Annotated in this window: 15 protein-coding genes; 7 read left to right on the top strand and 8 right to left on the bottom strand. The window is 65.7% G+C overall.

Going from position 1 to position 11,905, the window contains the following annotated elements:
- A partial coding sequence (locus tag DWV11_RS05980) for an NAD-dependent epimerase/dehydratase family protein (RefSeq protein ID WP_115787978.1) occupies nucleotides 1–81 on the bottom strand: 81 nt, incomplete at its 3' end.
- A 114-nt stretch (nucleotides 82–195) separates the two neighbouring features.
- Between DWV11_RS05980 and DWV11_RS05975 the strand changes: the two genes are divergently transcribed.
- A complete protein-coding gene (locus DWV11_RS05975) occupies nucleotides 196–813 on the top strand; it encodes a TetR/AcrR family transcriptional regulator (RefSeq protein ID WP_115787962.1) in 618 nt (205 codons plus the stop codon).
- Nucleotides 814–875: 62 nt separating this feature from the next.
- Entirely contained in the window at nucleotides 876–1,487 is a 612-nt protein-coding gene (locus DWV11_RS05970; RefSeq protein WP_115787961.1) for a hypothetical protein, read from the top strand.
- Nucleotides 1,488–1,519: 32 nt separating this feature from the next.
- Here DWV11_RS05970 and DWV11_RS05965 read toward each other — a convergent pair whose 3' ends face one another.
- Together DWV11_RS05965 and dapD are read right to left on the bottom strand one after the other, a co-directional pair.
- Nucleotides 1,520–2,374, bottom strand: a complete 855-nt coding sequence (locus tag DWV11_RS05965; protein WP_115787960.1) for a hypothetical protein — start codon at nucleotides 2,372–2,374, stop codon at nucleotides 1,520–1,522.
- Nucleotides 2,375–2,383: 9 nt separating this feature from the next.
- Nucleotides 2,384–3,406, bottom strand: coding sequence for a 2,3,4,5-tetrahydropyridine-2,6-dicarboxylate N-succinyltransferase (dapD, locus tag DWV11_RS05960; protein WP_115787959.1), 1,023 nt, complete (start codon nucleotides 3,404–3,406; stop codon nucleotides 2,384–2,386).
- Nucleotides 3,407–3,491: 85 nt separating this feature from the next.
- Here dapD and dapE point away from each other — a divergent pair, with 85 nt between their 5' ends.
- Nucleotides 3,492–4,613: a succinyl-diaminopimelate desuccinylase gene (gene dapE, locus DWV11_RS05955; RefSeq protein ID WP_245953460.1), complete on the top strand. Its 1,122-nt coding sequence runs from the start codon at nucleotides 3,492–3,494 to the stop codon at nucleotides 4,611–4,613.
- A gap of 64 nt (nucleotides 4,614–4,677) precedes the next feature.
- Here the strand turns inward: dapE and DWV11_RS05950 are convergent, their stop codons facing one another.
- The 4 genes from DWV11_RS05950 to DWV11_RS05935 form a co-directional block, all read right to left on the bottom strand.
- The gene (locus DWV11_RS05950; protein ID WP_115787957.1) at nucleotides 4,678–5,544 is read right to left on the bottom strand and encodes an amino acid ABC transporter permease; all 867 of its coding nucleotides are present in this window, start codon (nucleotides 5,542–5,544) and stop codon (nucleotides 4,678–4,680) included.
- Nucleotides 5,541–6,188 carry an amino acid ABC transporter permease gene (locus tag DWV11_RS05945; RefSeq protein WP_115787956.1) on the bottom strand — a complete coding sequence of 216 codons (648 nt, stop codon included), beginning with the start codon at nucleotides 6,186–6,188 and terminating at the stop codon, nucleotides 5,541–5,543. Before DWV11_RS05945 ends, DWV11_RS05950 begins: the two co-directional genes overlap by 4 nt.
- Nucleotides 6,189–6,259: 71 nt before the next feature.
- Nucleotides 6,260–7,162 (bottom strand): glutamate ABC transporter substrate-binding protein, encoded by a 903-nt coding sequence (locus tag DWV11_RS05940; protein ID WP_115787955.1) that lies wholly within the window; start codon nucleotides 7,160–7,162, stop codon nucleotides 6,260–6,262.
- Nucleotides 7,163–7,230: 68 nt separating this feature from the next.
- Complete coding sequence (locus DWV11_RS05935; protein WP_115787954.1) at nucleotides 7,231–7,986, bottom strand: amino acid ABC transporter ATP-binding protein; 756 nt, start codon at nucleotides 7,984–7,986, stop codon at nucleotides 7,231–7,233.
- 152 nt (nucleotides 7,987–8,138) lie between these two features.
- Here DWV11_RS05935 and DWV11_RS05930 point away from each other — a divergent pair, with 152 nt between their 5' ends.
- From DWV11_RS05930 to DWV11_RS05915, 4 genes are all read left to right on the top strand, one after another.
- A complete protein-coding gene (locus DWV11_RS05930; RefSeq protein WP_115787953.1) occupies nucleotides 8,139–8,993 on the top strand; it encodes an LOG family protein in 855 nt (284 codons plus the stop codon).
- A 20-nt stretch (nucleotides 8,994–9,013) separates the two neighbouring features.
- Complete coding sequence (locus tag DWV11_RS05925; RefSeq protein WP_115787952.1) at nucleotides 9,014–9,352, top strand: DivIVA domain-containing protein; 339 nt, start codon at nucleotides 9,014–9,016, stop codon at nucleotides 9,350–9,352.
- A gap of 71 nt (nucleotides 9,353–9,423) precedes the next feature.
- Nucleotides 9,424–10,644 (top strand): hypothetical protein, encoded by a 1,221-nt coding sequence (locus tag DWV11_RS05920; RefSeq protein WP_115787977.1) that lies wholly within the window; start codon nucleotides 9,424–9,426, stop codon nucleotides 10,642–10,644.
- 231 nt (nucleotides 10,645–10,875) lie between these two features.
- Complete coding sequence (locus tag DWV11_RS05915) at nucleotides 10,876–11,043, top strand: DUF3117 domain-containing protein (RefSeq protein ID WP_009357720.1); 168 nt, start codon at nucleotides 10,876–10,878, stop codon at nucleotides 11,041–11,043.
- Between the two features lie 65 nt (nucleotides 11,044–11,108).
- On the opposite strand, the gene DWV11_RS05910 is transcribed toward DWV11_RS05915, so the two are convergent.
- A complete protein-coding gene (locus DWV11_RS05910) occupies nucleotides 11,109–11,741 on the bottom strand; it encodes an O-methyltransferase (protein WP_115787951.1) in 633 nt (210 codons plus the stop codon).
- Nucleotides 11,742–11,905 lie beyond the last annotated feature (164 nt).

Genomic DNA, 11,905 nt, shown 5'->3' with positions numbered 1-11,905 from the left:
GACCTCATGGCCGGACTCCAGCAGGGACAGGACCGTATGCGAACCGATATAGCCCGTGCCACCGGTAACAAGAATTCTCATGGTCACAACGCTAGCCGAACTCCGGAGCGCTCCGTTCCGTGTTTCCTTGGTCACACCTGTGAATCGGCCGGTACGGTTGCCGGCAGATGAAGCACGATCGTGCTAAAAAGGCATGTGCCAAAAATTGTAGACGCCGATGCCCGGCGCCAGGACGTTGTCGACGCCGTCTTCAGGATCATCGCCTCCGACGGGCTGGAGCGCGCATCCCTGCGCGAAGTCGCCGACGAAGCAGGGCTGGCCGTCGGCTCGGTGCGGCACTATTTCGCCAGCAGCGACGAACTGCTCGTGCACTCCTTCTCCGTGGTGATCGACCGGATCGCCGGACGGCTCCAGGCCGCGCTGGAATCGGTGCTGCGGGAAGCCCCGGGAAGCCCTGCGCACCATGAAGCCGTGCTGCAGCTCCTGGGACAACTCCTGCCGCTGGATGAGGAAAAGGCCGTTGACGTCTGCGTCTGGCTGGCTTTCCGCACTGCCGCACGGATCAAAGCGGTGTTCGCGCCGGAAGCCGCACGCAGCCACCGGGCGGTGGCCGCCGTCGTCGGGCAGTTGGTTATCCAGTTGCTGCCGGACAGCGCCGAACAGCAGGATGTGCTCGTGACCGAAGCCGAAAGGCTTCTCGCGACGCTCGACGGACTCTGCCTGCACGCCCTGCTGCAGTCCGAATGGATGACCGCACAGATGTGCCGGGACGTCCTCGAAGCGCACCTCAGCGGGCTTTACAACGGCCGTTAACCTCCGCCGTCAACAGGAATAGACTGGAAGTCGGACAGGCACCGGCCAAAGGAGGCATTCGGATGCATGACGCAGGCGGTCAGGGATGGCGGATAACCATGGATACGTCATCTCCGATTCTCATTGCCTTGTATCTGAGGGATGTCGCAGGACTGGACGGCGCGGGAACGCCTGCCCTTTCCCATGCCACCCCGAAAGTCAGGCACGCGGACCACAGCCACCTGACGGCGGAGGTGGGGGGAATGAGCGCCCTCAAGACAGAATGGGAAGCCTGGTGGCACCAGCTGTTGAAGGCCTACCCCGAAGAAGCCCCCGAGCTGTCACCCCCGGACTTCAAGGCTTTCGCAAACTCCCCGGCGCTCCAGCGGGTGTTACAGGCGCACTTCGGCGCCGCCCTGAGCTGGGCCCGCGAACGTGTGGCGGAGTATCAGGAGATCGAAGCCGAACGGGAGGCCAGCGGCGCCACTCTGATGCTGGGCGATCTGGTCCAGGACCGGCTCCTGGAGGTCGGGCGCGGCTCCCGGGACTTCCGGCTCAGCATCATCGAACTGCCCCTGAACGAACCCCGGGCCTGGTATCTGGAACCGGACAAGATGATCATGAGCGACAAATTGCTCTCCCAACCGGAGATCTTCCGCAGCTATGTGCAACCGGTCGTGGAGATGCTCGCCTAAGCAGGCGGGGCGTTTGAGCAGGCGGGCCTGGTTCAGCCGCGCGGCGCGGAGACGGTGACCGTCAGGGCCCCGGCGGGAGCCTTGGATTCCTGCCAGCCTTCGTGGTTGTCCCTGTTCCACGTGTGGCCGTCCAGTTCCACCTGCGTGACCGAGAGCGACTTCGCGTTCGCCACGGTCCATTGGGCCAGCGCCCACGCCGCGGGGCCGCGGGAATAGCGCCCCGATTCGATCCGCACGGTACGCCCCTGGCTAGCTGCGGAAACGGGGCCGAACGCCTTCGTCATCGCTGCCACGACGGCGTCGGGGTCTCCGGCGCTGTCCGCGGTCCGCAGGGTGCAGTCCAGCGCAGCGGTGGACTGCCCGGTGAGGGAGGACGCGAAGGCGCGGCCCATGGCTTCGTGCTGGGCGTAGGCCTCCGGGAACGCGGAGCGCTGCACGGTCTGGGCCGCTTCGGTGATTTCCATGGACTGGTAGTCCGGAACCTTCACCAGGCCGTTGTAGAAGGAGTTGCTCGCGTGGACGGGGTCCATGACCTGCGCTTCGGTGCCCCAGCCCTGAGACGGACGCTGCTGGAAGAGGCCGCGGGAGTCCGGGCCGGCCTGGTCGCCGTAGTCGATGTTCCGGAGCTTCGATTCCTGCATGGCCGTGGCCAGCGCGATGGTCGCAGCCCGCGGCGGCAGCCCGCGGCGCACTGCAACGGAAGTGATGAGGGCCGCGTTGGCGGCCTGGTCGGTTGCCAGCTCAAAGGAGGCAGTGCCGACGACGGCGGTGCAGCGCTCCGTGACCAGGGTCTCGGAGCGCTGCAGGACCGTTGTGACTGCATAGACGGCGCCCGCCGCGAGGGCCAGCGCCAGCAGCAGCGTGAGGGTGCGTCGGAGACGGCGCATCCGGTCCGGTCAGTTGGCGTGGAGTGCTTCGTTGAGTTCCACGGTCTGGCCCTTGCGGGGAAGCACCTCCACTTCACCGGTGGTGGAGTTGCGGCGGAACAGCAGGTTCGGCATGCCGGACAGCTCGATGGCCTTGACGATGCTGGAGGTGTCCTCGCCGTTTTCGTCCTTCGGTCCGGGGACGCGGACGCGGGTGCCGGCGGTGACGTAGAGGCCGGCCTCCACCACGGAGTCGTCGCCGATGCTGATTCCCACGCCGGAGTTGGCACCCAGGAGCACGCGTTCGCCCAAGGCAATCCGCTCCTTGCCGCCGCCGGACAGGGTGCCCATGATCGAGGCGCCGCCGCCGACGTCCGTGCCGTTGCCGGCCACGACGCCCGCGGAAATACGGCCTTCCACCATCGAGGTGCCGAGGGTGCCTGCGTTGAAGTTCACGAAGCCCTCATGCATGACGGTGGTGCCGTCGGCGAGGTGGGCTCCCAGGCGGACGCGGTCGGCGTCGGCGATGCGGACACCGGCGGGGACGACGTAGTCCACCATGCGCGGGAACTTGTCGATGCCGTAGACCGTGACGGGGCCGCGCTTGCGCAGGCGGGCGCGGGTCAGTTCGAAGCCCTCGACGGCGGCGGGACCGAAGTTGGTCCACACAACGTTGGGGAGCTTGCCGAAGATGCCGTCCAGGTTGATGCTGTTCGGCTTCACCAGGCGGTGCGAAAGCAGGTGCAGGCGAAGGTAGGCGTCCACGGTGTCGGCGGGCGGTTCGTCCAGGTTGATCTGGGCGAAGACCACTTTCTGCTGGGTGCCCCGGGCGGCGTCGTCGCCGTCTGCGGCCAGAGCAGTCAGGGACTCGTCGGCGTTCTCGACCGAACGCAGGGACTCGGCTGCCACACCCAGCGCAGGTGCCGGGAACCAGGCGTCCAGTACGGTGGCTTCGCCGGCGGCGTTGGTGGCGATGGTTGCCAGGCCGAAGCCGTAAGCGGCACGATCGGCGGAAGTGTTGTCGGGAACGGCAGGCGCGGCTGTTTCAGTCATGGCCCCAAGTTTAGTCAGGCGGGCTCGCCCGGTAGAAACCGTGAATCCGCCCGGGTGGTCGTATTTCACCGGATACAGTGGACGGGTGACCGTAGAATCCGTTCCTGTTCTTGACCTGCGACAAGACGTCGCTTTGCTCACCGCCGCGCTCATGGACATCAACAGCGTGTCCGGTAACGAGGCTGCCCTGGCTGACGCCGTGGAGAACGGTCTCCGCGCCATCCCGGGGCTGCACATCGTCCGGGACGGTGACGCCATCGTCGCCCGCACCGAGCTCGGACGCCCCGAACGCGTTATCCTGGCCGGCCACTTGGACACCGTTCCGCTGCCTGTTACCGAAGGCGCCCGCGGCACGGTTCCGTCCAGCTGGGACTCCGGCGTGCCCGGCAGCGGCCTCCTGTACGGCCGCGGTGCCACGGACATGAAGGGTGGCGTAGCGGTGCAGCTCGCGCTGGCAGCGACCATGTTCGACGGCGGTGCGGAGCCGGCCAAGGACGTCACCTTCGTCTTCTACGACCACGAGGAAGTGGAAGCCGAGAAGAGCGGCCTGGGCCGGCTGGTCCGGAACTACCCCGAACTGCTGCGGGGCGACTTCGCCATCCTCCTGGAACCGACAGACGGCACGGTGGAAGGCGGCTGCAACGGCACGATGCGTTTTGACGTGACCACGGTGGGGGAGGCCGCTCATTCGGCCCGCGCGTGGATGGGCCACAACGCCATCCACGACGCCGCGCCGATTCTGGCCAGGCTGGCCGCCTACGAACCCCGTACCATCAGCGTGGACGGCCTGGACTACCGCGAAAGCCTCAACGCGGTGAAGATCAACGGCGGCACCGCAGGCAACGTGATCCCGGACCGCTGCGTGGTGGAGATCAACTACCGCTTCGCCCCGGACAAGAACCCGGACCAGGCCGAAGCCCATGTCCGCGAGCTTCTGGCAGGCTTCGACGTGGTCCGCACCGACGCCGCCGCCGGCGCCCGGCCCGGGCTGAACCACCCCGCCGCCGCATCCTTCGTGGCCGCCGTCGGGGCCGAACCCAAACCGAAGTACGGTTGGACCGACGTCGCGCGCTTCAGCGAACTGGGCGTCCCGGCGGTGAACTTCGGCCCCGGCGACGCGCTGCTGGCGCACAAGGACAATGAACACGTCGACGCCGATGCCGTCCGCGAATGCTTCCGCGCGCTGCGGCTGTGGCTGGCTGACTGACCAGTTGTTAAACAGAAAGGCTCCCGCCACTTTGGTGGCGGGAGCCTTTCTGTTTAACCGGCGACTACTGGGACTCGATGTTGACTTTTTCCGCGACGGCGGTTGCCCCGCCTCCTGCGAGCTTCTTGCTGTGGCTCAGCCGCTTCTCCACGTACTTGGCAATGCCGGCGAGGATCAGGCAAAGGCCGACGTAGATGACCGCGGCCACCATCGCCGCGGGCACGATCGGCGAGCCGTACTGGGCCTGGGAGCCGAAGTACTTGGCCTGGAACAGCACCTCGTTGTAGGTCACGATGAAGCCAAGCGCCGTGTCCTTCAGGATCACGACGAGCTGCGAGATGATCACCGGGAGCATGGCCCGGGAGGCCTGCGGGAACAGGATGTGCATCATCACGCCCGACTTGCGCAGGCCGATCGCCATACCGGCCTCGCGCTGGCCCTTGGGCAGGGACTCGATGCCGGCACGGAACGCCTCGGCGAGGACGGAGCCGTTGTAGAGGGTCAGGCCGGCCACGACGGCGGTGAACGGCGTAATGCCCTGGATCCCGACCGTGGGCAGGCCGTAGTAGATGATCATCATGAGGATCAGCAGGGGAACAGCCCGGAACAGTTCAACGAACCAGTAGCACGGGACCGAGACCCACTTGTGGTCCGAGAGCTTGCCCACCGCCAGGATGACGCCGACGATCAGGCTGAGCACGGCAGCGGTCGCGAACGCGCTCAGGGTGGCGACCGTGGCCTCGAGGATGGTCCGCTGAACCAACGGGAAGGTGAAGATCTGCCACTTTGCTGCCGTGAACTGGCCCGACTCGACGAGCCGGATGATGATGAAGGCGAGGATCCCGAGGACAACGAGCGTCGCGAGGACACCGATAGCAAAATAGCGGGTCTTCGCCTTGGGTCCCGGGGCATCAAAGAGTACCGAGGTCATCGCGCAACCCTCCATTTGTTTTCGAAGTAGCGCTGGAGCAGGGAGAGCCCGGCCACCAGGACGATGAAGACCAGTGCAACCCACAACAGCCCCACCAGGGCCGGCTCGCCTCGTTCAGAGAGGTTGGCGCGGATGGCACCGGCCTCGGCCACGGAGAAACCGGCCGCGACCGTGGTGTTCTTGAGCAGTGCGATCAGGACGCTGAAGAGCGGCGGGATCACGGAGCGGAAGGCCTGGGGCAGGACCACCAGGGTGAGGGTCTGGCCGAAGGTGAGGCCGATGGCGCGGGCCGCTTCGGCCTGTCCCAACGGCACGGTATTGATGCCCGAGCGCAGCGTCTCGGCAATGTAGGTGGCGGTGTAGAGGCTCAGGCCGATGATGGCTGCGGTGATGAAGTCGATGGGCGGCAGGCCGAGTTTCGGATAGCCGAGAGCGAAGAAGAACAACACCAGCGTCAGGGGGGTGTTGCGGACGACGTTGACGTACAGGGTGCCGGTGGCCCGGGCGGCGGGGACGGGGGAGACCCTCATGGCTCCGACGATGGTCCCGAGGATGAGCGCCGCAATCGCCGAAAAGAAGAAGAGGATAAGTGTGTTCTTGAACCCGGTGACAAACAGGTCCATGTTGTCGAGCAGAGTACTCACGAGCTAATCGCTTTCGCTCAGGGGAGGAAACGGTGGCGTGGCCGCACTGGCCACGCCACCGCCGTCGGATCTTAGTAGTTGTCTACGGCAGGCTGTTCAACCTTGGTGCCGGAGGTACCGAGGGTGGAGTCGTAGATCTTCTTCCAGGTGTCCTTGCCGTTGGTGAACATGTCGTTGATGAAGGTGCGAAGCGCCTTGTCGCCCTTCGTCAGGCCGACACCGTACTTTTCGGTGGTGAACGGTTCGCCGACCACCTTCAGGTTGTCGGGATCCTGGGCGGCGTAGCCGATCAGGATGGCCTGGTCGGTGGTGACGGCGTCAACCGTGCCGCTCTTGAGGGAGTCGACACACTGCGAGTAGGTCTCGAACTCCTGGGGGACCGCCTTGGGGAAGTTCGCCTTGATGTTCTGGATCGGCGTGGAGCCGGTGGCGGAGCAGACCTTCTTGCCGTCCAGGTCCTTCTCGCTGTTGATGGTGGTGTTGTCCTTCTTCACCAGCAGGCCCTGGCCGGTGATGAAGTAGGGCCCGGCGAAGTCGATCTGCTTCTTGCGCTTGTCCGTGATGGAGTAGGTGCCCACGTAGTAGTCGATGTCGCCATTGGTGATGGCCGACTCACGGTTTGCGGACGGGATCGGCTTGAATTCGATCTTGTCCTTCGAGAAACCGAGGGAAGCGGCTACCCACTTGGCGATTTCAATGTCGAAGCCGCTGTATTCGCCCGTGGCTGCGTCCTTGAAGCCCAGGCCGGGCTGGTCCTGCTTGACGCCGATCCGGACCTTGCCAGCTGCCTTGATCTTGTCGAAGGTGGGGCTGCCCGTGAGCGAGACATTCTCGGCAACCTTGTACGGGGCGGTGCCGTCAGACGACGTGCCACCGCCGGGCGTGGTTCCGCCGCCGCAGGCGCTCAGAGTCAGGGCGAGTGCCGCACCGGCGGCGGCCAGGAGGGATTTCCTCCGGGTGATGAGTGACTTCATGACATTCCTTTCATTGGGCCGGGGATGCGGCCTGGGTGCGAATGTGGAAGGGATCCGGGAGCCCGGAACTAGTGGGTCAGCAGCTTGGAGAGGAAGTCCTTGGCCCGGTTGCTTTGCGGGTTGGTGAAGAATTCCTCGGGCGTGGAGTCCTCGACGATCTGGCCGTCGGCCATGAAGACCACGCGGTCCGCTGCCTTGCGGGCGAAGCCCATCTCGTGCGTGACCACGATCATGGTCATGCCTTCCTTGGCGAGCTGGACCATGACGTCCAGGACCTCGTTGATCATTTCGGGGTCCAGGGCCGAGGTGGGTTCGTCGAAGAGCATGACCTTCGGCTTCATGGCCAGAGCGCGGGCGATTGCGACGCGCTGCTGCTGGCCGCCGGAGAGCTGGGCTGGCAGCTTGGGTGCCTGGTGCCCGACGCCGACCCGTTCGAGGAGCTTCATGGCCTCCTTTTCGGCCTCCGCCTTGCTGACGCCCTTGACCTTGATGGGGCCCAACGTGACGTTTTCCAGGATCGTCTTGTGCGCGAAGAGGTTGAAGGACTGGAAGACCATTCCGACGTCGGCACGCAGGTTCGCCAGCTGCTTGCCTTCCTCCGGGAGGTGCTTTCCGTCGATCGAGATGTCACCGGCGTCGATCGTTTCCAGGCGGTTGATGGCGCGGCACAGGGTGGACTTGCCCGAACCAGACGGTCCGATGACCACCACCACCTCGCCCTTGCGGACCTGGAGGTTGATGTCCTTAAGGACGTGCAGCTGGCCGTAGTGCTTGTTGACGCCATTCAGTGAGACGAGCGCATCGCCGGACGCTTGAGTAGTCATAGCTCGAATCTAGCGAAGAAATGTCCAAAGTTGATCCAGCTTACAGGAACTTTCCGCAGATCGTGACTGAATGGATACCTCGCTCCCGGCGTGCCGCAACACCCTTATGGTGCCGGAACTTGCGGGGCCGGAAGAAGTAATAGCCTTGGTCAATGAGCACCAGCCAGCCTTCAGGACAGACACCGCCTCCGGCCCCCGACGCCAACGGCAAACAGGGTGCAGTGGTACCCGCGCCGGCTTTCATCGCCGAAGCGCCTGCGAAACACAAAGGCCCCCTGGAGCTCCGCCGCAAACAGGCCGCGGCGCCGATGTCCGACCAGCGGCTGCTGGACACCCGCGGACCCGACCAGTTCATCCACACCGATCCCTGGCGCGTCCTGCGGATCCAGAGCGAGTTCGTCGAAGGATTCGGCGCGCTCGCCGAACTTGGACCGGCCGTCAGTGTCTTCGGCTCTGCACGCACCAAGCCCGGCAGTTCCTTCTACGAAATGGGTGTGCAGGTGGGCCGCCACCTGGCCGAGGCCGGCGTTGCCGTGATCACCGGCGGCGGTCCGGGCTCCATGGAAGCTGCCAACAAGGGCGCGGTCGAGGGCAACGGAGTCTCGGTCGGCCTGGGCATTGAATTGCCGTTCGAACAGGGCCTCAACCGTTGGGTGGACCTGGGCATCAACTTCCGGTACTTCTTCGCCCGCAAAACCATGTTCGTCAAGTACGCCCAGGGTTTCATTGTCCTGCCCGGGGGGCTGGGGACCCTTGATGAGCTGTTCGAGGCGATGGTCCTGGTGCAGACCCGCAAGGTCACCTCGTTCCCGATCGTGCTGCTGGGCGTGGATTTCTGGCGCCCGATGATCGAATGGATCCGGGAGACCCTGGTGAAGGAAGGGATGGTGTCCGAAAAGGACGTCGACCTGATCCAGTTGGTGGACGACCCCGCCGACGCCGTCCACCGCGTGCTGCACGGGATTCCGCGTCCGCCGTCGAGCAACGGCGACCAGCGGCCGGAGTAGTCCGGCCAAGGTCTGGCACGATGGGGATTGTGAGTTTCTTCCTGGTCTTCCTGGCGGTAGTGGTCGTGGGCGCTGCGGCGTTCCTTGCGACTGCCACGCTGCGCGGCGGCGGCCGGTCCGCCGTCGGGCTGGATGAGACGGTGCCCAACCTCCCGCCGGTGCTGCTCCCGGAAAACGCGAGCCCTTCCGACGTCGACGCCGTCCGTTTCGGCCTCGCGCTGCGCGGGTACCGCATGGACCAGGTGGACCAGGTCCTCGATGACTTGCGCGGGCTACTCGCCGCGAAGGACGCCGAGATCAGCGGCCTCAAGCGGACCCTGGAGGCACGCGCTCCCCGTGACGGGGACACCGAAGCGTGAGCCGCTCCTTCCGGACGCACCTTCCGGGTAAGGGCTTCCGGCCGGGAAGCGGCCTGCTGCGCCGCGCGGCCATGTGGCCTTGGTGGCTCCAGGTGTCCCTGATCTACATCGCCGCCCGGATAGTCAGCGCCTGCATCTTCATGGCGGCAGCGCTGCACCAAGGCGTCAACCCCTGGTATCCGCCGTCACCGGGGTATTGGGACTTCATCAGCATCTGGGACGGCCATTGGTATGCGCGGGCCGCCGAAGAGGGCTATCCGGCGGTTCTCCCGCTCAACGCGGACGGTTCGGTGGCGGAGAACACCTGGGCCTTCTATGCCCTGTTCCCGGCGTTGGGGCGGGGCTTTTCGGTTCTCACGGGACTCGGCATCCTGCCGGCACTCACCCTCGTTGCGATGCTGGCCGGGCTCGGCGCCTCACTGGTGGTGTTCCTGCTTTTCCGGGAAGTCGCGGAACCTGGCGCTGCCCTGTGGGGCGTGGCATTCTTCTCGACTTTCCCCGTTTCGGCGGTCCTGCAGGTGCCCTACGCCGAACCGCTGAACCTGCTGCTGCTGGCGGCCGCGCTCCTGTTGATGGTGCGGCGCAGGTATCTGGCCGCCATGCCCGTGGTGGTACTGATGTGCTTGTCGCGGCCCACGGGCGTGCCATTCGCGGCGATGGTCGGGCTGCTGCTTGCCTACCGGTGCTGGGTGACGTTTGTCCGTGGCCCGGCTGCCGCACCGGGCGGCGCCGTCCGGCCGGGGGTCACATTGCAGTCGGGAATGAAGGAGCGGCCGGGCGCCAAGGAGCTGGCGGCGCTCGCGGCGCTCGTCGTCGTCAGCGGTGCCGCCGCGCTTGCCTGGCCGGTCCTGGCCTGGGTGCGCACCGGTGACATCCGGGCCTATACGCGCACGGAAACCGCATGGCGCGGCGATGACCTGGTGCCTTTCAAACCATGGTTCGATACCGGGCAGGCGCTCTTCGGCCCGGTCCTGGGCATCATTGCCCCGTTCGTTTTCGCTGTGCTCTTCGCCCTTCTGCTGATGAGCCCGCCGGCGCGGGCGCTCGGCACCGAATTGCGCCTCTGGTGTGCTTGCTACCTGGGTTACCTGCTGGTGTTCCTGCACCCGCAGACGAGCACCTTCCGATTGCTCCTTCCACTGTTCCCGCTGGCACTCGCTGCCGCGCTGCTGTCGCGTTCCCGTGCGTACCGGGGAACGGTGTTGGTGATGTTCATGCTGCTCCAGATTGTCTGGATCGTGTGGCTGTGGGCGTGGGCGCAACTGCCTGGTGGAGGCGACTATCCGCCGTAGGACCGGCGCCGATCAGGGGCCCCACCCGGCGCTGACGGCGCGCTCAGTAAATCCATTCGATTAGCTACGCGCGGGTAATTACGGGATAATGGACACAAGCAAGGTCAGGGGGTGCCTTTGGGCACCCGGCGACGACGGCCCCGGAAGCCGTGGCCGCGGAAGCTGCACTTGCCGCGCGGAACCAGCCCGGCCGGGCTGGCAGATTTGGGACAACTGGAGGGGATTTTCCTAATGGCGGCTATGAAACCACGTACAGGCGACGGCCCTATGGAAGTGACCAAAGAGGGCCGCAGCCTGATCATGCGTGTGCCGCTCGAAGGCGGAGGCCGGCTCGTTGTCGAGCTGAACGCAGCGGAAGCGGCGAACCTCAAGGAATGCCTGGTAGGCGTTACCGAGTAAGTTTCACAGGGCAGGGCCCGGCAAAGAGCCGGAGCCCTGCTTTTTTGTTGGCCTGTGTTTGCGCGCTACTTCTTCACGGCGACCAGCAGGCCGTCGCCGGTGGGCAGCATCGCGGAGGCGAGGCGCTCGTCGTCGCGGATGGCCTTGCCGATCTGCCGCAGGACAACCGTCGTGGCATCCCGTGCAGCGGGGTTGGAGACCCGGTCTTTGTCGAGGGCGTCGTTGACCACCAGTGTGCCGCCACGCTTCAGGAGCCGAACGGCCTGCTCAACATAGACGGGAAAGTTCGCCTTGTCGGCATCGATGAAGACCAGATCGTACGCCGAGTCGGTCAAACGGGGGAGCACGTCCGCGGCCCGGCCGGAAATTGTGCGTGTGCGGTTCGCCGGGCTGCCGGACTCCAGAAAGGCCTCCCGGGCGGCCTTGAGGTGTTCGACGTCGGTGTCAATGGTGGTCAGCACGCCCTGCGGACCGAGGCCGCGAAGCAGGCAGACTCCCGAGACGCCGGCTCCCGAGCCGACCTCCACCACGGTCTGGGCCTTCGACGCGGCGGCGAGGACGGTCAGCATCGCGCCGACTCCTGCGCTGACAGCGCTTACCCCGAGTTCGAAGGAGCGTTCCCGGGCGCGCAGGAGCACCTCGTCTTCGGCAGGAAAGTCTTCTGCGTAGGACCAGCTGCTTGACTTGTCGGCACTCATGGGATGTCGCTTTCCGGGCAAAGGGGGATTGTCCATCCAAGACTACTTCCTACGGAGCCGCGGAACCGGTTCCGCCGGCTGCAATGCCGCTGTGTCCGGTGCAGCTGGGTCCCCGGACCCGGGCCCGGAAATCAGCCCTGAGGGGAAATCCCGGCGCGGTCAGG

This window comes from Arthrobacter silvisoli (genome assembly GCF_003369445.1).
Lineage (GTDB): Bacteria > Actinomycetota > Actinomycetes > Actinomycetales > Micrococcaceae > Arthrobacter > Arthrobacter silvisoli.
Note: the sequence above shows the minus strand (reverse complement) of the source record. Positions and strands in the feature narration are given on the sequence as shown.

What these genes read in the sequence shown, in the direction of transcription:
- DWV11_RS05950 (WP_115787957.1), bottom strand. Translation starts at nt 5,544, where the DNA reads ATGACCTCGGTACTCTTTGATGCCCCGGGACCCAAGGCGAAGACCCGC.
- DWV11_RS05910 (WP_115787951.1), bottom strand. Translation starts at nt 11,741, where the DNA reads ATGAGTGCCGACAAGTCAAGCAGCTGGTCCTACGCAGAAGACTTTCCT.
- dapD (WP_115787959.1), bottom strand. Translation starts at nt 3,406, where the DNA reads ATGACTGAAACAGCCGCGCCTGCCGTTCCCGACAACACTTCCGCCGAT.
- DWV11_RS05940 (WP_115787955.1), bottom strand. Translation starts at nt 7,162, where the DNA reads ATGAAGTCACTCATCACCCGGAGGAAATCCCTCCTGGCCGCCGCCGGT.
- DWV11_RS05965 (WP_115787960.1), bottom strand. Translation starts at nt 2,374, where the DNA reads ATGCGCCGTCTCCGACGCACCCTCACGCTGCTGCTGGCGCTGGCCCTC.
- DWV11_RS05915 (WP_009357720.1), top strand. Translation starts at nt 10,876, where the DNA reads ATGGCGGCTATGAAACCACGTACAGGCGACGGCCCTATGGAAGTGACC.
- DWV11_RS05970 (WP_115787961.1), top strand. Translation starts at nt 876, where the DNA reads ATGCATGACGCAGGCGGTCAGGGATGGCGGATAACCATGGATACGTCA.
- DWV11_RS05925 (WP_115787952.1), top strand. Translation starts at nt 9,014, where the DNA reads ATGGGGATTGTGAGTTTCTTCCTGGTCTTCCTGGCGGTAGTGGTCGTG.
- DWV11_RS05935 (WP_115787954.1), bottom strand. Translation starts at nt 7,986, where the DNA reads ATGACTACTCAAGCGTCCGGCGATGCGCTCGTCTCACTGAATGGCGTC.
- DWV11_RS05920 (WP_115787977.1), top strand. Translation starts at nt 9,424, where the DNA reads ATGTGGCCTTGGTGGCTCCAGGTGTCCCTGATCTACATCGCCGCCCGG.
- DWV11_RS05930 (WP_115787953.1), top strand. Translation starts at nt 8,139, where the DNA reads ATGAGCACCAGCCAGCCTTCAGGACAGACACCGCCTCCGGCCCCCGAC.